This is a genomic window from Paraburkholderia monticola (genome assembly GCF_001580545.1).
GTDB classification, from domain to species: domain Bacteria; phylum Pseudomonadota; class Gammaproteobacteria; order Burkholderiales; family Burkholderiaceae; genus Paraburkholderia; species Paraburkholderia monticola.
Window position 1 is genome coordinate 162,350 of record NZ_LRBG01000035.1, and the last position, 23,565, is coordinate 185,914.

Here is a 23,565-nt window from a genome sequence, read left to right on the forward strand (position 1 = left end):
TCAGTCTCCTTCGAACACGGGACGGGTCTTCGCCGCGAACGCGTTGTATGCGCGCTCGAAATCGCGCGTGCCCATGCAGATCGCCTGCGCCTGCGCTTCGGATTCGATCGCTTCGTCGATGCTCATGCTCCATTCCTGGTGCAGCATCTTCTTCGTCATGCCGTGCGCGAAGGTCGGGCCGGCCGCGAGATCGGCGGCGAGCTTGTGGGCTTCCTCGATCAGCGCGGCCGGGTCGCAGAGGCGGTTATAGAAGCCCCATGCGTGGCCTTCGTCGCCGCTCGCCGAGCGGCCGGTGAACAGCAACTCAGCGGCGCGTCCCTGGCCGATGATGCGCGGCAGCATCGCGCAGGCGCCCATGTCGCAACCGGCGAGACCGACGCGTGTGAACAGGAACGCGAGCTTGCTGCGCGCGGTGCCGAGCCGCAGATCGGAAGCCATCGCGAGGATCGCGCCGGCGCCCGCGCAGACGCCGTCGACGGCCGCGATGATCGGCTGCGGGCAATGACGCATCGCCTTGACGAGGTCGCCGGTCATGCGCGTGAACAGCAGCAGCTCGGGCATCGGCAGATCGATCAGCGGCGCGATGATGTCGTGCACGTCGCCGCCCGAGCAGAAGTTCTCGCCCGCGCCATGCAGCACGACCGCTTTGACGTCGGTCGCGTACGCGAGGTCGCGGAACAGGTCGCGCAGCTCCGCGTACGATTCGAAGGTCAGCGGGTTCTTGCGCTCGGGGCGGTTCAGCGTGATCGTCGCGACCTTGTTGGCCACCGACCAGCCGAAGTGCTTCGCCTCGTAGCCTGCCAGGCTCAGGCGGTTGCCGGCCAGCAAGGCGTCGGCGTTGGATCGTGTCATGTAATTCTCCAGTGCGAAGTCAGCCTTTCAGACTGTCGAGCAAATGCTGTTTGAGCTTGCCGAGGTCCTGATGCGTCTGCATTTTCTCGTCGAGGCTCAGGCCGCCGAACATTTCGACGACCCATTGCTCGTGCGCGACGGCCATGGCGTCGAACGCCTTGCGGCCTGCGGGCGTGAGGCACACGCTGATCGAGCGGCGATCGTTCGGATCGGTATCGCGCGCGACGAGCCCTTCTTTTTCCAACTGATCCGTAATGCCCGTGACGTTGCCGCCCGTCACCATCAAGCGGCGCGACAGCTCGGTCATCTTCAGGCCTTCGGGATGACGTTCAAGCTGCGCCATCAGATCGAAACGCGGCAGCGTGGTGTCGAACTCGGTGCGCAGACGTTTGCGCAATTCGGCCTGCACGAGGTTGGTGGTGGTCAGCATACGCAGCCACAAACGCAGGCCCATGTGGCTGTCCGCACCGGTGCTCATTTCGAGGTCCACGACGTTCTCCGCGGGTTGTGAGACACCTTTGCGCGACGGCTTCGCATCGGAGGCCGCCGGCGATTTCTTTGCATGCGTTGATTTGCTCACATCACTTCTCCACCCGAAATGGAAATGGATTGCCCCGTGATCGCATCCGAGCCGGGGCGGCACAACCACAACACCGCGTTCGCGACCTGCTCCGGACTCACGAAGCGGCGCTGCGGATTCGAGCGCAGCAGCGTTTCGCGCGCCTCGGTCTCGGTGCGCGAGGTCTTGCTCGTGATCTGTTCGAGCGAGGCATGCAGCAGCTCGGTTTCGGTGTAACCGGGGCACACCGCATTGACCGTGATGCCGCGCGTCGCGGTTTCGAGCGCGAGCGAACGCGTGAGACCGATCACGCCGTGCTTCGCGGCGCAATACGCGGCGACGTACGCATAGCCGATCTGCCCCGCGGTGCTCGCGACGTTGACGATGCGCCCGTGGCCGCGCTCGAGCATGCCCGGCAGCACCGCGCGGGTGCCGAGAAACACGCCGGTCAGGTTCACGTCGAGCATGCGTTGCCACAGCGCGGTATCGGTGTGCGTGAACGGCGCGGCCTGCGCCTGGCCCGCGTTGTTGACGAGGATATCGACGGCGCCTGCCTGGTCGAAGGCGCGCGCCACGGACTCTTCCTGCGTGACGTCCATGCTGATCGACGCGACGTTGCCGAGCGCCGCGCATTGCTCGCGTTGCGCGTCGAGCCGTTGCGCGTTGCGGCCCATCAGCGTGACGCGCGCGCCGGCGCGCAGCAGCGTCTGCGCGATGGCCGCGCCGATCCCGCTGCCGCCGCCGGTGACGACCGCGTGTTGTCCGGCGAGAGAGGTGTCTGAGGTGTTCACACGGTTCCTTCGGCGCGTTGCGCGCGTTGTTGCGCCGTGAGACCGGCGTTGGCGATGGCTTGCGCGCGCTCGCGTTCGAGATTGCGTTCGAGCTGCATTTTCGCGGCGGTGTAGGGCTTCGGCCAGGCGACGTCGAGGTAGCCGATCCTCGCCGCTTCGTTCAACGTCCACGCCGGATTCGCGAGATGCGGACGCGCGATGGCGCACAGGTCGGCACGTCCCGCCGCGATGATGCTGTTCACGTGGTCGGCTTCGGAAATCGCGCCGACCGCGATCGTCGCGATGCCGGCCTCGTTGCGCACGCGATCGGCGAACGGCGTCTGGAACATGCGGCCGAACACGGGCTTTTCGTCCTTGCTGACCTGACCCGACGACACGTCGATCATGTCCGCGCCGGCCGCTTTGAATGCCTGCGCGATCTTCACGGCGTCGTCGGGCGTGTTGCCGCCTTCGACCCAGTCGTGCGCGGAAATCCGCACCGAGATCGGTTTGTCTTGCGGCCACACCGCGCGAATCGCGTTGAACACCTGCAACGGATAACGCAGACGGTTTTCGAGCGAGCCGCCATATTCGTCGGTACGCTGATTCGTCAGCGGCGACAGGAAGCTCGACAGGAAATAGCCGTGTGCGCAGTGCAGTTCGAGCCAGTCGAAGCCCGCTTCGATCGACATGCGCGTCGCCTCGACGAACTGCCGCTCGATCTCGCGCAACTCCTCATGCGTGGCTTCGCGCGAATGCTGGCTGATACCGCGCAGATACTGCTGCGGCGACGCCGATACGAGCGGCCAGTTGCCTTCGGTCAAGGGCTGATCGATGCCTTCCCAGGCGACCCGCGTCGAGCCTTTCGCGCCCGAGTGGCCGAGCTGGATGCCGATCTTCGCATCCGATTGCAGGTGCACCAGATCGACGATGCGTTTCCACGCCGTCAGATGCTCGGGTGAATACATGCCGGGGCAGGCCGGCGTGATGCGCGCTTCGGGCGACACGCAGGTCATCTCGGTCATCACGAGCGCGGCGCCGCCCATCGCGCGTGCGCCGAGGTGCATCAGGTGATAGTCGCCGGCCACGCCGTTCACCGCCGAGTACTGCGCCATCGGCGAGACGATCACGCGGTTTTTCAGCGTGACGCTGCGCACCTTGAACGGCGTGAACATCGGTGGAATCGAATGCTTGCCCGCTGCGCGCTCGACGCCCGCGCGCGTGGCGAGCCAGTCTTCGAAACCAGACAGATACTGCGAATCGCGCTCGCGCAGATTCTCGTGCGAGATGCGCTGCGAGCGCGTGAGCAGCGAATAGGCGAACTGTTCCGGCTCGAACGACGTATAGCGGTCGACGTGCTCGAACCATTCGGTCGAATTGCGCGCGGCGTTCTGAATGCGCAGGACGTCGACGCTGCGCACTTCGGTGTAGTGCTTCAATGCGGCGGCAAGATCGTCCGGATGCGCACCGGGATGCGCGCTCATGCTGTTGGCGAGTTCGATTGCGTCTTCGAGCGCGAGCTTGGTGCCCGAGCCGATCGAGAAGTGCGCGGTGTGAGCGGCGTCGCCCATCAGCACGATCGGCGTTTTCGTGCCGTTCGCGTTGCTGCGCCAATGCACCCACTCCTTGTTGACGACGCGCGGAAAACGGATCCATTGCGACGAGCCGCGCAGATGCGCCGCGTTCGACATCAGCGCGTTGCCGTCGAGATACTTCGCGAACAGCTTCTCGCAGAACGCGATGCTGTCTTCCTTGCTCATCTCGTCGAGACCGGCGGCGCGCCATACGCGTTCCGGCGTTTCGACGATGAACGTCGAGGTTTGATCGTCGAAGCGGTAGGCGTGCGCCTGGAACCAGCCGTATTCGGTTTCCTCGAACGCGAACGTGAACGCGTCGAACAGCTTCTTCGTGCCGAGCCAGACGAAGCGGCAGTCGCGCATGTCGATGTCCGGCTGATAGGTGTCCGCGTATTTCTGGCGCACGAAGCTGTTCAGGCCGTCGCACGCGATGATCAGGTCCGCGTCGTAGGTGCTGTCGTCGTCGACCTGGGTTTCGAACACGAGGCTCACGCCGAGTTCTTCGCAGCGTGCCTGCAGGATATTCAGCAGACGTTTGCGGCCGATGCCGCAGAAGCCGTGACCCGACGAGCGCACGCTACGGCCGCGGAAGTGGATTTCGATGTCGTCCCAGTGATTGAACGCGTCGAGAATCGCCTCGGCGCTGGGCGCGTCGGCGGCGCGCAGATTGCCGAGCGTCTGGTCGGAGAACACGACGCCCCAGCCGAAGGTGTCGTACGGGCGATTGCGCTCGACCACCGTGACTTCATAGCCGGGGTTGCGTTTTTTCATCAACAGACCGAAATACAAACCGGCCGGACCGCCACCGATACAGACTATGCGCATGCTGGTTCCCCAAAAGTGGACTCTGCTGTGAGATTAATTTAGATGTTGATAGTTTAGATGTCAAGTAAAACTCTGGCCGGCTCGATGGACGCGTTGTCGCCCATGTTGTTGAGCAGGTCGACGACCTTGCCGAAACTGGTGTTGCCACCGCTGCTGCCGACGCCGATGTTGTTGCCCGTGTCGTTGTACAGAGCGCTCGTCGCATCGGCCGGGATCGGCGTGATGGTCGTTGTCTGCTGCGCTGCCGCGCGCCACGCATTGGTAAGCGGTCCCATGCCATCGGTCACGCTATAGCCTTTGCCACGCCGGTCGTCGTAGTAGGCTGCGTCGGTCTGCGCCTGGATTCTGTTGGTCGTCCCGGCGACCACGAGTTGAATGTTTGCGGCATGGACGGCGCTATTCACGACAGCCCCGCCCGGCGTGCCGTCATTGGGTAGTGTCCTGTCCACGTGGACTGCACGACAGCCGGAAAGGAACCGTTGGCGGGCGCAGAGACGCCCGCATCGGCGATCTCGGTCAACGGTTGCCAGATGTCGAGGAATCGCGAAACGACACGCACGCCTGCGTTCGTGGCGAGCGTCGCATATCGCGCATCGCCGCGTTGGTTAGTCGCAATCGTGTCGACGAACGCGGGCACGTCGGGGGTTGCGGCGTTGTCGATAAAACCGGGGTCGGCAGGCGACGCCGGGGTCGAGGCCGACGCCGTCGAGGCATTCGAGGCAGTCGGCGTCGAAGGATCATTGCTACCACCGCACGCGGCTAGTGCCGTCACGCTTGCGAGTACCGTGAGGCGCAGCGGGCGTCGGATTGTGCGGGTGAATTATTACGGCATTGTTGCGACCGAAAACAAGGTTTAGTCCTTGATTGCGGCTCATTCGTACTCGCAAAAATACGCTAAAGGTTTCACTCTCCAGGATCTATCTGTAACGTCGATTCCGACCGCCAACCACACGGCGATCATTTAGCGGATGGACGTGTCGCCTGAGCCTAAAGCCACCCCTTTACCGTCGCCACTCGCCAGACGACAAACATCACGAGGCCCACCGACGCAGAGGTCAGCAGAATGAAGTCGATTGAGTGGACCAGTTTTTTCATATCAACATTGGATCGGACCTGCGACGTCCGCAGGAGAACAGGAAGTTAAGCGCGTGCCAGTAGCGAAACGCGCCTGTTTGGAATATCGAAGCTCACTCGCAAGTCAGTGACGCGAGAAAAGCGGGCCGCTGGTTTGAGCGCGTTGAGCGCGTGAATACGAAGTTACGCCCTGCAACCTTAAAAGCCGCTTATCCCGGTCCGGAAAAATGCGCCGCTCTCGCCAGTTAAGTTCTGAAGGAAACCGCGTGCGATGAAGTGGACCCCGCCCGCCGGCAAGCCGTGCAATCATGGCGAGCATTCAGCAGATGTTTTCGAGTGGGACGGAAGCCGGTTGTTGCAAGCGCGCGCTTCAGTACCGTCCGAACGCGCTTTTTGATGTCATTCATATCGAATGCAAAACGAATCGCAAGTCAGTGTCGTCCGGCAAATTCCGCGCAGCGTGTGGATTCTCGGTTGTGTCAGTCTGTTCATGGACATCTCATCCGAAATCATCCACAGCCTGCTGCCGATGTTTCTGCTGACAGTCCTCGGCGCCAGCGCTGATGCGATCGGTCTCATCGAGGGCATTGCGGAGGCCACTGCGCCCATCGTCAAAGTATTTTCGGGCACCCTCAGTGATTATCTGGGCAACCGTAAATGGCTGGCTGTAGCCGGGTACTCTCTGGGCGCAATGAGCAAGCCGTTTTTTGCTATCGCGCCGACACTTGGAATCGTTGTGATGGCGCGCATCATGGACCGTGTAGGCAAGGGAATTCGGGGCGCACCTCGAGACGCGCTGGTCGCGGATGTGACACCGCAACACCTGCGCGGCGCGGCCTTCGGGCTACGCCAGGCGCTCGACACGGTCGGTGCTTTCCTCGGTCCGCTGCTGGCGGTTCTCATCATGCAGACGTGGGCGGGCGACTTCCGCCTCGCTTTCTGGGTTGCGGTCATTCCAGCGCTATTTGCCGTTGGACTGTTGACGTTTGGTGTCACGGAGCCCGCGCGTGACCGGCACGCCAAAGGGACCCGTCCAGTCCGATGGACGAGCCTCAGAGACCTCGATTCGAAATATTGGTGGGTGGTCGGAATAGGCGCCGTTTTCTCGCTGGCGCGGTTCAGCGAGGCGTTTCTGGTTCTTCGTGCAATGGCCAGCGGCGTGCCGATTGCGCTGGTGCCGCTCGTCATGGTCGCAATGAATATCGTGTACGCATGTCCGCCTATCCGTTCGGCAAACTCGCGGACGCCATGAGCCATACCCGGTTATTGATAGCGGGTCTGGTCGTATTGATCGGCTCCGACGTGGTCCTCGCGCACGGTACCCATTGGAGCATCGTCGTCGTGGGAGTCGCGCTTTGGGGGCTGCACATGGGGATGACCCAAGGTCTACTCGCCACGATGGTCGCGCACGCGGCGCCCCCACATCTGCGTGGCACGGGGTTTGGTTTCTTCAATCTGCTGGGCGGCATCGTGACGTTGGCTTCGAGCGCCATCGCAGGGCAGTTGTGGGAACGTTTCGGAGCGGCCACTACGTTTTACGCGGGCGCGGTCTTCAGTGCCGTGACTGTCGTGCTGCTCCTGTTTTACCCGACCCCTGCCACGGGCGATGCAAGCTGAGGCGTGGAGTCGGACTGGTCGTCAATCAGTTGGCTTGGCGGGCGTCCACTTCAATACGCGCGCTTTCCCCCCGATATCTGCACCCCGCCAGAGAACCGTGCCATCATGTCCACGATTCAGCAGATGTTTTCGCGCGGACAAAATTCGTGTTTGTAGTAGACGCTTCAGTACCGCATGATCCGACGCGCAGCAGCAGCTGAACGAGGAGGTCATCATGCTTGCAGTTCACAAGGCGGTGTTTCCGGTGGCGGGAATCGACACGCGCTTCCTGCCGGCCACCAAGGCGAGTCCCAAGGAGATGCTGCCGGTCATCGACAAGCCGTTGATTCAATACGCGGTCGAAGAAGCGATCGACGCGGGCATCACCGAGTTGATCTTCATCACGGGCCGCGGCAAGCGCGTGATCGAAGATCACTTCGACGAATCCTACGAAGTCGAACGCGTGCTACGGGCGAGAGGGCTGCAGAGCCTCGCCGAGCTGGTGCACGGCATCACGCCATCCAACGTCAGTTGCATCTATGTCCGCCAGGCCGAGCCGCTCGGTCTCGGTCACGCGGTTCTGTGCGCACAAAAGCTGATCGGCGAAGAACCCTTCGCGGTCGTTCTCGCCGACGACCTGCTCGAAGGTCAGCCGCCTGTTCTCGAACAGATGGTGCATATCTTCAGCCATTACGATTCGTCGGTGATTGCGGTCGAGGAATTCGAATCGGAGGGTGCATGCTCGCACGGCGTGATTGGCGGACGGCATTGGGACGAGCGTGTGATCAGCGTGTCGAGCATTGTCGAAAAGCCAGCGCCGCAAGACGCGCCGTCGGCATTCGGGGTCGCGGGGCGCTATGTGCTGATGCCGGCGGTGTTCGAACATTTGCGCGGGGTACGGCCTGACGCACATGGCGAGATTCAACTTACGCCGGCCATTCACTCGATGCTCGAAACCGAACAGGTGCTCGCCTACGAATTCATCGGCAAACGCTACGACTGCGGCACCAAACTCGGTTATCTGCAGGCCACCGTCGACTTCGCGCTGCGCCATAACGAAGTCCACGACACATTCGACGCCTGGTTGCGTCAGCGCATGGGCGGCGCGGCGGGTGCGTCGGGGACCGCGCATTAGCGGAGCCCCCATTGTGGAAAACGAAACAGTCTGATCAAATCAGGTCCCGGTAAATCTGTGCGCTATCGAACACACGTCAAAGCGTTGAATGTCCATGATTTACCGATAAAGGCTTTTCTCCGAGGCCCTTGTCCGAGTGTGGCGAGCCCGGGTGTCGACATGGGCTCGCGTGTAACGCGCTATATTTGACGTCTCACCGTGCGATGCGGCAAGGTTCGTTTGCGCTCGTCAGGTGGCGATCTCGAGCGAATTCGACACGGCGGTGCGCTAACCGCCGCGCGAGCATCCGCTTCGAGAGTTTCAGCAATCGTTGTGAGCTTTGGTGATTTCCGGGCCCGTGTAGGACCGCTGCAGACAGGCGTCGCGCGGGTCTTCCGCTTAACCACGACTTCCCAGGACGGCAATATGTCACTTCGTATCAATGATGTCGCGCCCAACTTCACCGCGCGGACCACGCAAGGCACCATCGATTTCCACGAGTGGATCGGCGACCAATGGGCGATCCTGTTTTCTCACCCGAAAGACTTCACGCCAGTCTGCACGACTGAACTGGGCTATATGGCGAAGATCGAGCCGGAGTTCACCAAGCGCAACGCGAAGCTGATCGGGCTGTCGGTCGATCCGGTCGAAGATCACGAAAAATGGGCCGCGGACATCCAGGAAACGCAGGGCGCCGCCGTCAAGTACCCGATGATCGGCGACACCGATCTATCGATCGCCAAGCTGTACAACATGCTGCCGGCCGATGCGGGCGACACCAGCGAGGGCCGTACCGCCGCGACCAACGCGACCGTGCGCTCGGTTTTCGTCATCGGTCCCGACAAGAAGATCAAGCTGACGCTGACCTACCCGATGAGCACCGGCCGCAACTTCGACGAAATCCTGCGCGTGCTGGATTCGATTCAACTGACCGCGAAGTACCGGGTCGCGACGCCGGTCAACTGGAAGCAGGGCGACGACGTGATCATCACGACCGCTGTCAGCAACGACGAGGCGCAACAGTTGTTCCCTGGCTTCAAGACCATCAAACCGTATCTGCGCACCACCAAGCAGCCGGGCTGACAAACGCTGCGCGGCGGCCGTTTTTTGGCCGCCGCGCCGATTTTCAGAAGAGATGCAGATGATCTTTCGTCAGCTTTTCGATCCGGTTTCGTCGACCTACACGTACCTGCTCGGCGACAGTGGCGAGGCGCTGCTGATCGACCCTGTCTACGAGCAGGTGCCGCGCGATCAGGCCCTGCTGCGCGAGCTGGGCCTGTGGCTGCTGACGACGCTCGATACCCACGTGCACGCCGACCACGTGACCGGCGCATGGCGCATGCGTCAGCGTTGCGGCAGCGAGATCGCGCTTGCCGCGGCCGTCGAAGCGAAAGGCGTGACGCGGCCGTTGCGGCATGGCGATCGGATCGACTTCGGCACGCGTCATCTGAGCGTGCGCGCAACGCCTGGTCATACGAACGGCTGCCTGACTTACGTGCTCGACGACCAAAGCATGGCCTTCACGGGCGACAGCCTGCTGATTCGTGGCTGTGGCCGCACGGATTTCCAGCAAGGCAGTCCGCAGCAGCTGTTTGCGTCGGTGCGCGAGCAGATCTTGTCGCTGCCGGAGAGCTGCCTGCTTTATCCTGCGCACGATTATCGCGGCATCACGGTGACGAGCGTGGTCGAAGAGCGGCGCTTCAATCCACGCCTGGGCGGCGACGTCGACATCGGCGATTTCACCGGGCATATGAATAACCTGAATCTGCCGCATCCGAAGCTGATGGCGGTGGCGGTGCCCGCGAACATGCGTTGCGGCCAGCCGGAAGAGGCCGCCGGCGTCGCGACGGAAACGCCGGATTGGGCGCCGTTGACGTTGCGCTTTAGCGGCGTATGGGAAATCGAGCCGATGGCGCTGCTCGAACATGGCGCGGCGTTTCAGATCGTCGATGTGCGGGAGGCGCCCGAGTTCATCGATCGTTTGGGTCATCTGCCTGGCGCCCAGTTGGTGCCGCTGTCGCAATTGACAGGGCGACTCGAGGAACTCGATCGCGACCGGCCGGTTGTCGCGGTGTGCCGCTCCGGCGTGCGCTCGGCGCAGGCGAGCGTATTGCTGACGAAGGCGGGATTCGGCAAGGTCGCCAATCTTGCCGGTGGGATGCTGCGATGGAGGACGGAGGGGTTGCCGGTGGCGTCGGATAGCGTGTGAGGGACTCGACGCTATCGGAAACGCCCTGCGAGCTCAGCCTCGGCCACGACCCAAAACCGCGCCAGCCTTCGAATAACCGGTGGCCCGTTGTGCCGAGCGCGTAACCAGCCAGATCCCCGCGCAGACGAACACCAGCGCGACGAGATTCTTCAATTCCATGATGTTCTCGTTCAGGCAGATGGCCGAGAGCACGGTGCCGAACACAGGTACGAGGAAATTGAAAACGGTGACCTTGCCGACCTGGTTATATTTCAGCAAAAGACTCCACAGGGTGAAAGCCACTGAGGACAGTAATGCCAGATAGGCCAGCAAGGCCATCGATCCCAGCGTGAACCCGTGCAGCGAACCACCGGTTGCGTAACCCGCCGCGAGCAGAGCGACGCCGCCAAACCCGAGTTGATAACCGGTCATGACCATGACGTCCATGCTCTGCGAGATGCGCTTTCCGTAAATCGACGCGGCGGAGAGGACGAACGCGGCAATCACGATGAAGCCTTCGCCGAGCAGGTTGAACGAAAACCCGAACAGGCCGTCGCCGAAATTCACGACCATCACGCCGACGAATCCCAGCAGGCATCCAAGCGCCTTGCGCGGTGAGACCTTGTCGTTCTTATAGATGAAATGGGCGAGCAACACGCTGAAGAAGGTCGTCGTCGAATTCAGGATCGAACCGCGAACGCCGGTCGTGTAGGCGAGACCGATATAGAAGAACACGTATTGAATCGCCGTTTGCGTGAAGCCCAATAGCATCAGCTGACCGCCGTTGCGTCGATTCAGATCGAACACGGGCTTCTTCGACAAAGCAGCGAGTATCAACAACAACAGTCCCGCGAGCACGAACCTGTAGCCTGCGAAGATCAGCTTTGAAGGAATATCGTTTTGCGTGATTCCGAGTAAGGCGTAGCCAATTTTAATGGCCGGGTATGAACTGCCCCAAAGCAGGCAGCATACGGTTGCCACGAGGACGAGCACTTTCGGTTGGGTGAAAAACCGCACGGAATCGCGCGATCCGAGTGTTGCTGAGGGCACTGACATATTTCGAGTGTGTTGTCTTTGTGCACATTGTGGGCAGGCCACATCAGTGCTTTATTGATTGCGGTATCGCTTTTTTTGCTTTTCAGTAATACCGCATGAAGGCTTTGCGAAATTATACGCAAATGCAAATGTAATGTCAGGCGACATACACGGACGCTCATCGTCCATCGGACGGGAATGCCACGGGCGGCCGGACGTTACGCCGGCTGCTATGTCTGCATCACTGTGTCGGGCGATCTTCCGACCATGCGCTGGCGAGTGGTGCGCACCTTCACACCTGCGGCGCAGGCACCCGTGGGTTCGATCATTCTGCCCGATTGTCGATCCCGCTGCGATTCGCTCGTCGTAGGAATGAACCGACTGGGTTCATCGACCAGGAGCACATCATGCGCAAGCACATCGTTTCCATGTTCCTCAGCCTGGATGGCGTCACTCAAGCGCCCGGCGGGCCAACGGAAGATACCAGTGGCGATTTTCGCCTCGGCGGCTGGATCGTTCCTTACGCCGACGAAGCCATCAGCTCACACGTGCACGAGCTGCTCGCGCAGCCATTCGAGTTGCTGCTGGGGCGTTGCACGTACGACATATTCGCGTCGTACTGGCCGCATGTGGCGGCCGATTCACCGAGCCGCGGCATCGCCGACCAATTAAATCGCGTCCCCAAGCACGTGGCCACGCACCGAGCCGATACGCTTGAATGGCACAACAGTCATGCGCTGAAGGGCGAGCTTGCCGGCGCGATCCGCGCGCTGAAACAGCAGGACGGTGCCGATTTGCTGACGTTCGGCAGCGGCGCTATGGTGCGTCAACTGCTGGCCGCGGGGCTCGTCGATGAACTGCGACTGCTGATTTATCCGGTCGCGCTCGGGCACGGCAAGCGAATGTTCGGCGACGACGCGCTGGCGTGCGCTTTCACGCTGGCCCACACGACGAGCACGCCCGGCGGCGTGCTGATCACCCGCTACACACGCAGCGGCGAGGTGCGCACCGGCGCGTTCGAGTAAGTTGACGCACAGCCGAACAACGCACTATGTCTTCCGCACGTCCCGCGGCCGCTTACCACTCGCCACCGTATCGGCAAACAGATCGATCACGAGCTCGCGCAGCCAACGACTGCCTTCGTCCTGGTGGACCCGCTCGTGCCACAGCAAATGGATCGGCGCGGCGGGCAGCGTCATCGGCAGCGCGCGCAGGCTCAGCGAGAACGGCGTAGCCAATTCCAGCGCGAGGCGCTCAGGCACCGTGGCGATCAGATCGGTACGTTGCAGGATGTAGCCCACGCTCATGAAGTGCGGCACCGTCAGGCGCACCTGACGTCGCACGCCGCGCCGTTTCAGCCACTCGTCCACCTGTCCGTGGCCGGTGCCGGCCGACACCACCACCAGATGCTCGGCCTCGCGCCATGCGGGCAGCGTCAACGCTGCGTCCTCGAGAGGATGGCCGCGTCTGAACAGACAGACGTAGCGCTGATCGAACAGACGCCGCTGATAAAAACCACCCTTCAATTGCGGCAGCAAACCGATCGCCAGATCGACGCGGCCCGCGGCCATTTCATTGCCGAGATTGACGCTCGTATTGCGGACCGTATTCATCGCGATGCCCGGCGCGACGCGCGACAACCGTTCGAGCAGCGCGGGCAGAAACACGACTTCGCCGATATCGGTCATGCCGATCGTCATCGTTCGCATCGCGCGTAGCGGATCGAAGCCGGTCACCGGATTGAGCGCGGCGTGCAAGGTGGCGAGGGCCTGCGAGACCGGCTCCGCGAGACGCAGCGCGAACGGCGTCGGCACCACACCGCCCGGCGCACGCACGAACAGCGGATCACCGAGCAGGCGACGCAGCTTCGCGAGCGCGTTGCTGACGCCCGGCTGGCTCATGTTCATTTGCTCGGCGACGCTCGCCACGCGCCGTTCCTGCATCAGCCGCTGAAAGAGCAGCAGCAGATTGAGGTCGAGATCGCTCAGTTCCATGATTTGGGCATGACCGGAGGTCATTCTTGTCAGTGATGATGGAGATTCATTTCATCTTATTGAGCAATGAAGGTCCAGTGCTGAAAATACCAACACGGAATCCGCATGCGACACGCTGACCGCGCGTGCCAGAGCGACCGAATCGATAAACCTGCCTATCGGAGACACAATCATGAGTGGAATAGACCTGAGGATCGCGATCGTCGGCGCCGGCATCGGCGGCCTGACGCTGGCGCTCGCGCTGCGCGAACACGGCATCGATGCACAGCTTTACGAGCAGACCGACGAGTTGCGCGAGGTGGGCGCGGCGGTCGCACTGTCGGCCAATGCGACACGCTTCTATGACCGCATGGGCCTGCGTTCCGCGTTTGAAAAGGTGTGCGCGGAAGTGCCCGGACTCGTCTATCGCGACGGGCGCAGCGGCACCGTCATTGGTCATCATCGCGGCATGCCCAGCTATCTCGAGCAATTCGGCGGCTCGTACTGGGGCGTGCATCGCGCCGATCTGCAGGCGGTGCTGTCGCAAGCGGTCGGTCTTGAGCGCATTAATCTCAGCCACCGGCTGGTCGATCTGGTGCAGCATCCCGATCGCGTCAGTCTCGCCTTCGACAACGGTCGGCGCATCGACGCAGATCTCGTGATCGGCGCCGACGGTGCCCGCTCGATCACGCGACGCTGGATGCTCGGCTACGACGACGTGCTCTATTCGGGTTGCTCAGGCTTTCGCGGTGTCGTGCCGGCCGAGCGCATGGACCTGCTGCCCGATCCCGAGACGATCCAGTTCTGGGTCGGGCCCGGCGGTCATCTGCTGCATTATCCGATCGGCGACAAGGGCGATCAGAACTTCCTGCTGGTCGAGCGTCATCCGTCGCCGTGGCCGTCGCGCGACTGGGTCATGCCATCCACCGAAGGCGAGCAACTGCGTCTGTTCAAGGACTGGCATCCGGCCGTCGTGCAGATGATCACGGCCGTGCCGATCAGTCAGCGCTGGGGCCTGTTCCACCGTCCTCCGCTCGGCCGCTGGAGCAAGGGCCGCGTGACGCTGATCGGCGATGCCGCGCATGCGCTCGTGCCGCATCACGGCCAGGGCGCCAACCAGTCGATCGAGGATGCCGTGGTGCTGGCCGCCCAGCTAGCCAAGGCCGGCCCCGGCAATTGGCGCGAAGCGCAGCAAGCCTACGAACGTTTGCGCCGCGGCCGCACGCGCAAGGTGCAGTACGCGTCGATTACCACCGCGGACGTGCTGCATCTGCCGGACGGGCCAGCTGCGCAGGAGCGCAACGCGAGGCTCGGTGCGCGCGACAGCATGCTGCATCACCTCGACTGGATTCACGATTTCGACGCGCTGGAGCAGGAGCCGAGCGAACGGCAGGGCGGCACGTGGCTTTGAGCTTCACGATGAGGACGCGGTGAGCGTGCGACCCTGCGCGCGCTCACGCGAGTTGGCGTTTCGTCGCGGCGGGAGGTAGCATCGGCAGTCGATCGGTGATGGTTTCGACAACCTGCTCGATCGAACAATTAGCCGTATCGACTACGAGATGCTCTGATTCCCATGCATCGTATCGACGTTCCTGCACGCTCTTCCATGTCGGCAGTTTGTGCCCTGGGATATCCGCCTGTCGCGCTTCGATCCTCAGACGGTGCACCGTAGTGTCGGAACAAATCAACTCGATTTCGACAATTTGCACCCCTGCTTCGAGCGCCGCCTTTCTCCAGCCGCTACGCGTCACATCCAACCCATTGACCGAGTCCGCGACGACCGTCAGTCCGAGACGCAAATTATCTTTCGCAACGGCATAGCCGGCCAGATATCCGGCGGGGCCAATATCGGTCCCGTCGTCCATGCCCGCGATAATCGCCTGTTCCAACGTATCGATGCGCAGATAAACGGCGGCGAGTTTCCGAGCCAGTGTTTGCGCGACCGTTGTTTTTCCCGTGCCCGGTAGTCCTCCAAAGGCAATCAACAATTTCGATTCCCCCTTCAGGTCGATTGCTTGCGATCGAGGCAACGATATCAGACAGAGATCGGTCAGGCATCTGTGAATTCAGTGCGGCAGCGGCATCGGCGCCTATGCAAATGCGTCGGATGAAAGGCTTTTGATAGCTTCCCTGCGGTTGTTGTATTTCCGGTCAAATCGGGAAAAGACCAACTTGCTTGTAACTGAATGTAACCATAGACTGTCGCAAAATTACCAGATGTGGTCTCCGGGGAACGATGAAAAAAGCTCTAGCCATGTGCGCAGCGAGTGCGATGCTCGCGGCCTGCGCCACTGTATCTACGCCTCCTCAAGTCAGGGAAGCACCCATCCCCAGGACGCAACAGCAAGCAGCGCAAGTCACGAATGCGCCGACTGACGAAAAGGTCGTCAAGCGAAAGATCGCTATCGGCCGTTTCAGCAACGAAACTCGCTACGGCCGCACCTTCGTTACCGATGCCAGTCTCGATCCACTGGGCAAGCAGGCCAGCGACATCCTGGCAAGTCGCCTCGTAGCGTCAAAGCAGTTTCTCGTTTTCGAACGTCCCGATATCGCAAAGGTGTCCGCCGAGCAATCGCTTTCGAAAGACGCGGGACTGATAGGCGTGGACGCGCTCATTTTGGGGTCGGTTACTGAATTTGGTCGCAGCACCACGGGCAAGTCAGGCTTCCTGAGCGCGACGAAGGTTCAGAATGCTCATGCGAAGGTCGAGTTGCGACTGGTTGACGTGAAGACGGGATATGTTTTCTTTTCCGCGTCTGGCACGGGTGAAGCGTCCACAGAGTCGGGAGAAATCGCGGGATTTGGGAGTCGCGCCGATTACGACGGCTCGCTCAATGACAAGGCGATATCTGCTGCGATCTCCGACGTCATTGGCCGGATGATGACAAAGCTCAAAGAGCGCCCCTGGAAGTCCGACATTCTCAAGGCAGAAGGCTCTACGGTCTACATCAGCGGCGGTGCGCTGCAGGGGATCAAGCCTGGTTCCACCCTTCACGTCTATAGGGCAGGTGAGTCTGTTCAGAGCGGGCAGACGGGCTTCACCATTGCGTTGCCCCCTACGTCCATCGCCACCATTCGCGTCACTTCGAATTTTGGTGACAGCGAAGTGAATGAAGGCTCTGTCGCCCTCGTGACGAGCGGGACCGTCACAAAAGACAAATCTCTCTTCGTAGCCGAGTAACTAGAAATGATGCGATCCATTTGCCTGGCAACGCTTGTCGTTGCCCTCGCGGGCTGCGCTATGCCTCATAGCCAGGTCGTTTCGGGCAGTGCCCGTCCAACCCTTAGCCTCGTTGGCGCTCCGACCGATAGCGAACTCGTTCTCGACGGGCAGTTGATCGGACCAGCGAACCAGTACAACGGGGTCAACGGTGTGATGTCCATCGAGGAAGGACCGCACTCCGTTGAAGTTCGTCAAGGCAACGCGGTGCTAGCAAAGAAAAGAATCGTGGCTGCCAGTGGAGAAGGAGTCGCAGTGGACGTAATGAGCGGAGGACAACAACAATGAAGGTCTGGAAATTTGCAGTCGTGCTCACAGTAGCCGGAATGACCGCTGCCTGTGCGCCGCAGACGAAATACGCATGGGGAAACTACGAGTCGTCATTGTACGAACACTACAAGACGCCGGGCGACACAACGGCATTCGCTCAGCACCTGGCTGATACCATCAGCACGGCTGAGGCATCCGGTAAGAAGGTGCCTCCGGGAATCTACGCTGAATATGGCCAAGTCTTGCTGGAGTCCGGTGACTCGAAGCAAGCTACTGTCTTCTTCGAAAAGGAGAAGACCACCTGGCCTGAGTCGACAGTCTTCATGACGACCATGATCAGGGTCGCCTCTAGCACGAAGGAGGCGAAGCAATGAGCGCAGCAAATCGCCTTTTGAAGCTTGCTCTCGCCGTAACTTCAGTAGTTGCGATGGCAGCGTGCGCACCGGTTCCCGTCCACAACGACTACGCAGCATTCCGGCATGCTGACCCGCACTCGATTCTTGTTGTGCCGGTTGTCAACCGCAGTGTTGACGTGGATGCGCCAGACTACTTTTTATCGACGATTAGCCGGCCGTTGGCAGAGCGCGGCTACTACGTCTTTCCTGTGAATCTCACGAAGCGTGTCATGGAGGACGACGGGCTTGGCGACGCTAATCTCGTCCACGCCAACGATCCGACCGTCCTGGGCAAGATGTTCGGTGCGGACTCAATCATGTACATCACCATCAATCGTTGGGACGCGAAGTATGCGATTCTAGCGACATCGGTGACAGTCGAACTCAGCTATGCGCTGAAGAGTGGCACCACCGGAGAAACGCTGTGGACCCACAGACAGACTATGGTCTACTCGCCGCAAGCCACGAACGCTGGTAACCCGATTGCAACGTTGATCGCAGCCGCAATCACGGCGGCGATCGCCAAGGCGAAGCCGAACTACGTTCCTTTGGCTCAACAGGCAAACGCGATCTCCGTTAATCAAGTCGGTCAGGGATTGCCGGCCGGCCCTCATGACGGTCAGTACAAGTCTGACGGCACAAGTTTCTAACTATGTGAATCGCCTTCGGTGAGCAGATCTTCGTCGAGGTATTGAGCGATCGGATTGCCGTGGTGATAAGCCTCGAAGAATTGTCTCGTCAATTGAAAGGCCGCTGTCCGTGACGGTGCGGCCTTTCATAAACAGCATGGCGAATGAGGGATCCTGTGTAGTTACGATCCTCGATCCGCAATCACTCCGTTCGCCCACGAAACTTGAGCGCTTTGTGCATGCGCTCGTTCGCTCAGTCGCAGCCGATTGTCATCGTTATTAGCTGTCACTGCCCCGTAGCGGCTGGCGACTTCACGCTCGGCGTCGCCAGCGTGTTATTGGTCGCGGGCGCAGGGCCGGTGTCAGACGGCGAACTGCTGTTCATGCTCGGCAGGCCCGAGTTTGGCGCCTTGGCGCCCATGCCGGTTTGCGAGTTCGGGTTGCCTGGCATGCCGTAGCCGCCCGTTGTCGCCCCGTTCATCTGGTTCGCCGGGCTGGCCGTGCTGCCTGCGGTGCCTGCCGAACCGCCGCTGTTCTGGCCGCCGGCCGCCTGTGCGAAAGCGCCGCCCGACAGGGTGAGTGCGGCGACGGCCGCGACTAATGCAATGGTTGCCTTGCTCATGATCCGCCCCTCCTTAGTTGGACTGGAATAAAGACGCAGACTGTTGCTGCCCGCGCTATCAGGAGTGCCGCAAGCGCCGTGCCTCGCGTTCCCGTCTCGACCGAAACGGAGATCGGGCCGCGCTGTTGCTCGCCGTCAAATACCTGCTCCATGCTGGACCCAAACGAAGTAGGCAGACGATCAGTGGCCCGTCACCCCGGCGGCTGATGTGCCGACGCCGGCCATCCCGATTCGCCCACTGCCGTACACTACCCGCTGGCCGCATCACCCGTTGCCTGCCAGCTCGACCCATGCCCAGCCCACTCAATCCCACCAACTGGCTCACCGCCCGGCGCGATGTCGAAACGGGCATCGAAAGCCTGCGCGCGCATTTCAGCGGTCACGCCTACGATCCGCACGATCACGACGACATGTTGATCGGCTACACGGAGCAGGGCGTGCAGCGTTTCCAGTGTCATCGGTCGTTGCACACGAGCGTGCCGGGCCGCGCGATCCTGATCGAGCCCGGCGCGCTGCACGACGGTCACGCACCCGAAGCGGCCGGTTTCACGTACGCAATGCTGTATCTGCCGCAAGCGTGGGTCGAGCGTGCGGCGCGCCGGCTCGATCTGCCGGGACTGGTCGGTGTCGAGTCGGCATTCGGCCATACGCTCGTCGACGATCGCGCGCTCGTCGACGCGATCCGGCAGGCCTTTGTCGCGCTTCATGGCAACGAAGGCCGGCTCGCGCGTGACCAGACGCTCGATCGTCTGCTGTTGCAACTCGGCGCTCAATTGCGCGACGCGCCGCTCGCGGGCGACCCCGCCGCATCGCCCGCAATCGCGCGGGTGCGCGATCTGTTGCACGAGCGGATGGACGGCAACCTCGGGCTCGACGAACTCGCCGACGCAGCCGGCATCGACCGGTTCCGCTTGACGCGTCTGTTCCAGCGCGCGTTCGGCACCCCGCCGCACGCCTATCTGGTGCGCTTGCGGCTGCGCGCCGCGCGGCGCCTGCTCGCGACCGGCCGCACCCCCGCGCAGGTCGCCGCCGAAGTCGGCTTCGCGGATCAGAGCCATCTCGGCCGCTGGTTTCGTCGCGCGTACCGGATGACGCCGGCGGCCTACCGGCAGATGTGCACAAACGTTCCAGACTGATCGCGCGGGTTCGTCGATCATGAGCGGCTCAACGAGGAGTCAACATGTTCGATACCAAAGTGGCGCTGATCGTGCGCAGCGATCTCGCGGTCTGGCAAAAGCTCAATGTGGTCGCGTTTCTCGCGACCGGCGTCGCGGCCGCGGCGCCCGATGCGCTGGGCGAGCCCTACGAGGATGCCGCGGGGCATCGCTACGGCCGCATGCTCGGCCAGCCGATGATGGTGTTCGCCGCCGACCGCTCCGGTCTGCAGAGCGCACATCGGCAGGCGCTCTCGCGCGAACTCAGAATCGTGCCCTATGTGCACGCGATGTTTTCGACGGGGCATGACGCGGCCAATCGCGCTGTCTTTCGCGCCGAGGACGCGGCCAATCTCGATCTCGTCGGTCTCGCATTGCACGGACCTAAGAAAGCTGTCGATAAGGCCGTGAAAGGTTTGGCCTTGCACGAATGAATTGACGAGTGCGCGACCCGCTTATTGGTTGAAGGTACTCGCGCCGAAGGGCTAAAGAAGAAACCTCCGCTGCGCCGGGCATCAATTACATTAAAACAAAAATATTATTCGGCGAATGCACGGTGCATCGAAGTCGAGTCGCCAGCGCGGCACCGAGATTGCAAGTCTTTTGCCAGGGAACGAACTGTCGGCGACGACCCGTGTGCGGTCGCGCAGTCGTCTCAAATGGTTCTTCGCAAAAGCGGCCTTCTATAGCATGGCCATGCTCGCAAGTAAAACTTGCGAACACATTTCATTCCGAATTTGACCTCAATCGGAATTGAACGTGTTGATGTTACACTGCAACCCGCTGGAGCCATTCTAGCAAGGGGCTTGGGTGTTTCCGGCTCAACTGTGGTTTGAAACACGTCCACGACTTGTCGCCGGTGTCGTGCGTGCGGCAGCCATTCGCTGGACTCCTCCGACACCCTGCTGCGTTCCCGGATTCCTCAGGTACTTATACCGTGTACTCTCAAACGCAAATCGACCCGGTGATCAGCTTCCGCAACTCGCAGCGCGAGCACGTGCGTGGGACGATCATTAACCTCCAGAGAAAGTCTTTGGTCATGGAGGTCTATAACCCCTACTCCATCGTGCAGGTCAGCGAGGTGTTGAGCGAGCTGAGCGTGCGCATGGGCACCAAGAATGCCTATCTCGGCAAGGCGGTGGTGGTGAGCCTGGTGAACACCGGTCTCACCGCGGTGGTTTCTCTGGCACTGATCGACGAGTGGCGCGAGCTGAGTGTTCTGCCCAATGAAGCGAAGTCGGTCGGACGGGAAGCAGAACTCTTTATTAGCGATTGGGACGCGCGTTTCAATATCCGGCGCGATTATCAGATCGTCGTGAATGAGATGCGCGCGTTCCTGTCGGAAGTGTCGCGCTGGGTCGAGCAGGTCGATCTGACAGAGAGCTTGCCGAAGACAGACGGCGGCAGGCTGCGCGAGGACCTGTTCTACGAGCTCGCCACGCCGATCATGCTCAAGATCAAGTTCTTCCTCGACCGCCTGGAGAATGAGGCCGAGCGCGTCGACGCCGAGACCGCGCCTGTGCATCGCACGTATGCGCAATCGGCGTTGCATCCGTTGCTGCTGCGCGCGCCGTTTGTCTATCGCACGTTCACGAAGCCGCTCGGCTACGCCGGCGACTACGAGATGGTCAACCAGATCCTCAGCGATCCGCAGCAAGGACCGACCACCTACTTCCAGATCGTCAATACGGCATTCCTGCAGGCAGCGGTCGCGACCGCGCACCGCAACCGCATCACGCTGCTGATCGACTTTCTGACACGCCAGGCCGAAGCGGCGCGCGCGGCCGGCAGAACCTTCCGCATCCTCAACGTCGGTTGCGGGCCCGCTTTCGAGATCCAGCGCTTCGTGCGCGAATATCCGCATCCGGAGCTGCTGTCGTTCGAACTGGTCGACTTCAGCGAGGAAACGCTGGCGTTCACGAAGGACGCGATCGAAAGCTCGGCGCGCGCAGCGGGACACGAAACGTCGGTAAAAATGGTGCATCAGTCGGTGCACGAGCTGCTCAAGCGTAAAATTTCAGCGGACCCCTCCGCGCGGGAATTCGACGCGGTTTACTGCGCGGGCCTGTTCGACTATCTGTCGGACAAGGTCTGCGCGCGCCTCCTGAGTTACTTCGCCGCTCGCACGCGAGCTGGCGGCCAGTTGCTGGTCACCAACGTCCATTCGGCGAATCCGGAGAAGTACGGGATGGAGCATCTGCTCGAGTGGTATCTGATCTATCGGAACGAGAGCGGCATGAGCTCACTGCTTCCCCCCAACTCCTCTGACCAGAAGCTCTACGTCGACGAGACCGGGGTGAATGTGTTCGCGGAAGCCATGATCCTCTGAAACCGTGTCGACATCCCTGTCCATGACTACCAGTCCTCTGCAGAGCGGCTATCAAACCGAACTGGCCGACTTCCGCGTCACGTTCAGCCGGGGCGGCGCGTGCACCGCCATCGTGCTCGTGCTGCTCGGCGTGGGGCTGGATTACGCGCAGTATCCGCAGCATCAGACGTCGTTCGCGCTCGCGCGTCTGCTCGTGTCGCTGATGATCGGCGGTATCGTGGCCTTGCTCGATACCGACATGGGGCGACGTTTGACCCCTTGGCTGACGCTGTCCTGGCTGCTGCTGCCGCAGGCGATGATTTCATGGATGATCTGGCGCACTGATGGCGTGCTGTCGCCGTACTACATGGGCCTGAACCTGGCCATCTTCGCGTCCGGCATCGCGTTGCCATTCGGCTTGTGGCAGAACCTCGTGTTCGGCGTGTTGTCGTGCCTTCTGTATCTGCTGGCCTGCCTGCTGCCTCCGCATAGCGGCGTGCCGCTCGGCACGATGACCGTCAATGTGCTGCTGCTTCTGTTCGCCGCTGCCGCGAGTGCCGTCTACACGTTCTTCAACGAACGCGTGCGCTTCATGCTGTTTCGCCTGAAGGCCGAAGTGTCCGAGAAGAACGAGGAGGTCTCGGGGAAGAACACCGAGCTCGAAGTGAGCAATCGCCAGTTGCTGGACATCAAGGGCCAACTGCTGCAGCAGGAAAAAATGGCGGCAATCGGTACGCTCGCGGCGGGCCTGCTGCATGAAGTGAATAACCCGGTGAACTTCTGCCTGATGGCAATCGAGGTTGCACTGGAAGAGCCGATCGCGAAGAAGGAGCCGACGCTGCAGGAGTGTCTGGTCGACGCGCGCCAGGGCATGCAGCGCATCCAGCACATCGTGTCGGACCTGAAGACGTTCGCGTATCGCAAGCCCGGTGCCGAAGCGGAGCTGGGCACACCATTCCTGTTCGAAAAGGCGCTCGATTCCGCGATCCGGCTCGTCGGGCATGAATTGCGCGGCGTCGCCGTGACGCGGGAACTGCCCGCGGACACGCTGGTGCAAGGCGACGAGGCGGCCATCATCGGCGTGCTAATCAACCTGCTGTCGAATGCGGTGCTGGCCATGCGCAAGGCGGCCACGCCCGCGCCGGCGATCCACATCAACGTCAGATGGACGGATGAGCGCCTGCATGTGACGGTCAAAGACAACGGACCGGGCATCGCGCCGGAGAATCTCGCGCGCGTGTTCGAACCGTTCTTTACCACCCGTGAAGTGGGACAGGGCCTGGGCCTGGGGCTGTCGATCAGCTATGCGGTGATCGAGCGCCACGGCGGTTTGCTGTTCGCTGAGAGCGAGCTGGGTAGTTGGGCGGCATTCAGTTTCGATCTGTCGCCCGCCCCGTGAGAAAC

20 protein-coding genes and 2 pseudogenes are annotated in these 23,565 nt (G+C 61.6%); 13 read left to right on the forward strand and 9 right to left on the reverse strand.

The features are described 5' to 3' along the window. From CI15_RS21570 to CI15_RS21590, 5 genes and pseudogenes are all read right to left on the reverse strand, one after another. The gene (locus CI15_RS21570; protein WP_062130749.1) at positions 1-852 is read right to left on the reverse strand and encodes an enoyl-CoA hydratase family protein; all 852 of its coding nucleotides are present in this window, start codon (positions 850-852) and stop codon (positions 1-3) included. A gap of 19 nt (positions 853-871) precedes the next feature. Next, positions 872-1,432, reverse strand: coding sequence for a MarR family winged helix-turn-helix transcriptional regulator (locus CI15_RS21575; protein WP_062130751.1), 561 nt, complete (start codon positions 1,430-1,432; stop codon positions 872-874). After that, on the reverse strand, positions 1,429-2,202 hold the full coding sequence (locus tag CI15_RS21580) for an SDR family NAD(P)-dependent oxidoreductase (RefSeq protein WP_062130754.1): 774 nt from the start codon (positions 2,200-2,202) through the stop codon (positions 1,429-1,431). Before CI15_RS21580 ends, CI15_RS21575 begins: the two co-directional genes overlap by 4 nt. Then, on the reverse strand, positions 2,199-4,583 hold the full coding sequence (locus CI15_RS21585) for a bifunctional salicylyl-CoA 5-hydroxylase/oxidoreductase (protein WP_062130757.1): 2,385 nt from the start codon (positions 4,581-4,583) through the stop codon (positions 2,199-2,201). Before CI15_RS21585 ends, CI15_RS21580 begins: the two co-directional genes overlap by 4 nt. 71 nt (positions 4,584-4,654) lie before the next feature. Beyond that, positions 4,655-5,391: pseudogene (locus tag CI15_RS21590) on the reverse strand (hypothetical protein); the annotation flags it as partial. A 678-nt stretch (positions 5,392-6,069) separates the two neighbouring features. Here CI15_RS21590 and CI15_RS21595 point away from each other — a divergent pair. The 4 genes and pseudogenes from CI15_RS21595 to CI15_RS21610 all read left to right on the forward strand — a co-directional run bounded on the left by CI15_RS21595 (position 6,070) and on the right by CI15_RS21610 (position 10,576). Next, positions 6,070-7,274 (forward strand): annotated as a pseudogene (locus CI15_RS21595) (MFS transporter). Positions 7,275-7,488: 214 nt separating this feature from the next. After that, on the forward strand, positions 7,489-8,388 hold the full coding sequence (gene galU / locus CI15_RS21600) for a UTP--glucose-1-phosphate uridylyltransferase GalU (protein WP_062130760.1): 900 nt from the start codon (positions 7,489-7,491) through the stop codon (positions 8,386-8,388). Between the two features lie 405 nt (positions 8,389-8,793). Next, the gene (locus CI15_RS21605) at positions 8,794-9,450 is read left to right on the forward strand and encodes a peroxiredoxin (protein ID WP_062130763.1); all 657 of its coding nucleotides are present in this window, start codon (positions 8,794-8,796) and stop codon (positions 9,448-9,450) included. A gap of 58 nt (positions 9,451-9,508) precedes the next feature. Then, positions 9,509-10,576 (forward strand): rhodanese-like domain-containing protein, encoded by a 1,068-nt coding sequence (locus CI15_RS21610; protein ID WP_062131645.1) that lies wholly within the window; start codon positions 9,509-9,511, stop codon positions 10,574-10,576. 33 nt (positions 10,577-10,609) lie between these two features. Here CI15_RS21610 and CI15_RS21615 read toward each other — a convergent pair whose 3' ends face one another. Next, entirely contained in the window at positions 10,610-11,611 is a 1,002-nt protein-coding gene (locus CI15_RS21615; RefSeq protein WP_062130766.1) for a DMT family transporter, read from the reverse strand. A 386-nt stretch (positions 11,612-11,997) separates the two neighbouring features. On the opposite strand from CI15_RS21615, the gene CI15_RS21620 reads away from it, so the two are divergent. Then, positions 11,998-12,615 carry a dihydrofolate reductase family protein gene (locus CI15_RS21620; protein WP_062130769.1) on the forward strand — a complete coding sequence of 206 codons (618 nt, stop codon included), beginning with the start codon at positions 11,998-12,000 and terminating at the stop codon, positions 12,613-12,615. A gap of 24 nt (positions 12,616-12,639) precedes the next feature. Here the strand turns inward: CI15_RS21620 and CI15_RS21625 are convergent, their stop codons facing one another. After that, the gene (locus tag CI15_RS21625) at positions 12,640-13,584 is read right to left on the reverse strand and encodes a LysR family transcriptional regulator (protein ID WP_062131647.1); all 945 of its coding nucleotides are present in this window, start codon (positions 13,582-13,584) and stop codon (positions 12,640-12,642) included. 172 nt (positions 13,585-13,756) lie between these two features. Here CI15_RS21625 and CI15_RS21630 point away from each other — a divergent pair, with 172 nt between their 5' ends. Further along, on the forward strand, positions 13,757-14,974 hold the full coding sequence (locus CI15_RS21630; protein WP_062130771.1) for an FAD-dependent monooxygenase: 1,218 nt from the start codon (positions 13,757-13,759) through the stop codon (positions 14,972-14,974). Between the two features lie 43 nt (positions 14,975-15,017). Here the strand turns inward: CI15_RS21630 and CI15_RS21635 are convergent, their stop codons facing one another. Further along, the gene (locus tag CI15_RS21635) at positions 15,018-15,551 is read right to left on the reverse strand and encodes a P-loop nucleotide/nucleoside kinase family protein (protein ID WP_062130774.1); all 534 of its coding nucleotides are present in this window, start codon (positions 15,549-15,551) and stop codon (positions 15,018-15,020) included. Positions 15,552-15,799: 248 nt separating this feature from the next. Between CI15_RS21635 and CI15_RS21640 the strand changes: the two genes are divergently transcribed. The 3 genes from CI15_RS21640 (at position 15,800) to CI15_RS21650 (ending at position 18,098) form a co-directional block, all read left to right on the forward strand. Next, positions 15,800-16,744 (forward strand): CsgG/HfaB family protein, encoded by a 945-nt coding sequence (locus CI15_RS21640; RefSeq protein ID WP_062130777.1) that lies wholly within the window; start codon positions 15,800-15,802, stop codon positions 16,742-16,744. A gap of 323 nt (positions 16,745-17,067) precedes the next feature. Beyond that, on the forward strand, positions 17,068-17,427 hold the full coding sequence (locus tag CI15_RS21645) for a DUF4810 domain-containing protein (RefSeq protein WP_062130780.1): 360 nt from the start codon (positions 17,068-17,070) through the stop codon (positions 17,425-17,427). Then, positions 17,424-18,098 (forward strand): DUF799 domain-containing protein, encoded by a 675-nt coding sequence (locus CI15_RS21650; protein ID WP_062130783.1) that lies wholly within the window; start codon positions 17,424-17,426, stop codon positions 18,096-18,098. The genes CI15_RS21645 and CI15_RS21650 overlap by 4 nt, the downstream gene beginning before the upstream one ends. Before the next feature lie 265 nt (positions 18,099-18,363). Here CI15_RS21650 and CI15_RS21655 read toward each other — a convergent pair whose 3' ends face one another. Continuing rightward, positions 18,364-18,699, reverse strand: a complete 336-nt coding sequence (locus CI15_RS21655; protein ID WP_062130786.1) for a hypothetical protein — start codon at positions 18,697-18,699, stop codon at positions 18,364-18,366. 290 nt (positions 18,700-18,989) lie between these two features. On the opposite strand from CI15_RS21655, the gene CI15_RS21660 reads away from it, so the two are divergent. The 4 genes from CI15_RS21660 to CI15_RS21675 all read left to right on the forward strand — a co-directional run bounded on the left by CI15_RS21660 (position 18,990) and on the right by CI15_RS21675 (position 23,560). Next, entirely contained in the window at positions 18,990-19,835 is an 846-nt protein-coding gene (locus tag CI15_RS21660) for an AraC family transcriptional regulator (RefSeq protein ID WP_062130790.1), read from the forward strand. A gap of 44 nt (positions 19,836-19,879) precedes the next feature. After that, the gene (locus CI15_RS21665; RefSeq protein ID WP_062130793.1) at positions 19,880-20,287 is read left to right on the forward strand and encodes a DUF2000 domain-containing protein; all 408 of its coding nucleotides are present in this window, start codon (positions 19,880-19,882) and stop codon (positions 20,285-20,287) included. 503 nt (positions 20,288-20,790) lie between these two features. Continuing rightward, positions 20,791-22,182: a class I SAM-dependent methyltransferase gene (locus CI15_RS21670; protein WP_062130794.1), complete on the forward strand. Its 1,392-nt coding sequence runs from the start codon at positions 20,791-20,793 to the stop codon at positions 22,180-22,182. A 22-nt stretch (positions 22,183-22,204) separates the two neighbouring features. Next, the gene (locus tag CI15_RS21675) at positions 22,205-23,560 is read left to right on the forward strand and encodes a sensor histidine kinase (protein WP_062130797.1); all 1,356 of its coding nucleotides are present in this window, start codon (positions 22,205-22,207) and stop codon (positions 23,558-23,560) included. The last annotated feature ends 5 nt before the right edge of the window (positions 23,561-23,565 follow it).

Excerpts from the sequence above, each read along its gene's own strand:
- CI15_RS21660 (WP_062130790.1), top strand. The coding sequence starts at position 18,990 with ATGCCCAGCCCACTCAATCCCACCAACTGGCTCACCGCCCGGCGCGAT.
- CI15_RS21675 (WP_062130797.1), top strand. The coding sequence starts at position 22,205 with ATGACTACCAGTCCTCTGCAGAGCGGCTATCAAACCGAACTGGCCGAC.
- CI15_RS21625 (WP_062131647.1), bottom strand. The coding sequence starts at position 13,584 with ATGGAACTGAGCGATCTCGACCTCAATCTGCTGCTGCTCTTTCAGCGG.
- CI15_RS21655 (WP_062130786.1), bottom strand. The coding sequence starts at position 18,699 with ATGAGCAAGGCAACCATTGCATTAGTCGCGGCCGTCGCCGCACTCACC.
- galU (WP_062130760.1), top strand. The coding sequence starts at position 7,489 with ATGCTTGCAGTTCACAAGGCGGTGTTTCCGGTGGCGGGAATCGACACG.
- CI15_RS21640 (WP_062130777.1), top strand. The coding sequence starts at position 15,800 with ATGAAAAAAGCTCTAGCCATGTGCGCAGCGAGTGCGATGCTCGCGGCC.
- CI15_RS21570 (WP_062130749.1), bottom strand. The coding sequence starts at position 852 with ATGACACGATCCAACGCCGACGCCTTGCTGGCCGGCAACCGCCTGAGC.
- CI15_RS21645 (WP_062130780.1), top strand. The coding sequence starts at position 17,068 with ATGAAGGTCTGGAAATTTGCAGTCGTGCTCACAGTAGCCGGAATGACC.
- CI15_RS21585 (WP_062130757.1), bottom strand. The coding sequence starts at position 4,583 with ATGCGCATAGTCTGTATCGGTGGCGGTCCGGCCGGTTTGTATTTCGGT.
- CI15_RS21665 (WP_062130793.1), top strand. The coding sequence starts at position 19,880 with ATGTTCGATACCAAAGTGGCGCTGATCGTGCGCAGCGATCTCGCGGTC.
- CI15_RS21650 (WP_062130783.1), top strand. The coding sequence starts at position 17,424 with ATGAGCGCAGCAAATCGCCTTTTGAAGCTTGCTCTCGCCGTAACTTCA.
- CI15_RS21620 (WP_062130769.1), top strand. The coding sequence starts at position 11,998 with ATGCGCAAGCACATCGTTTCCATGTTCCTCAGCCTGGATGGCGTCACT.
- CI15_RS21630 (WP_062130771.1), top strand. The coding sequence starts at position 13,757 with ATGAGTGGAATAGACCTGAGGATCGCGATCGTCGGCGCCGGCATCGGC.
- CI15_RS21615 (WP_062130766.1), bottom strand. The coding sequence starts at position 11,611 with ATGTCAGTGCCCTCAGCAACACTCGGATCGCGCGATTCCGTGCGGTTT.
- CI15_RS21610 (WP_062131645.1), top strand. The coding sequence starts at position 9,509 with ATGATCTTTCGTCAGCTTTTCGATCCGGTTTCGTCGACCTACACGTAC.
- CI15_RS21605 (WP_062130763.1), top strand. The coding sequence starts at position 8,794 with ATGTCACTTCGTATCAATGATGTCGCGCCCAACTTCACCGCGCGGACC.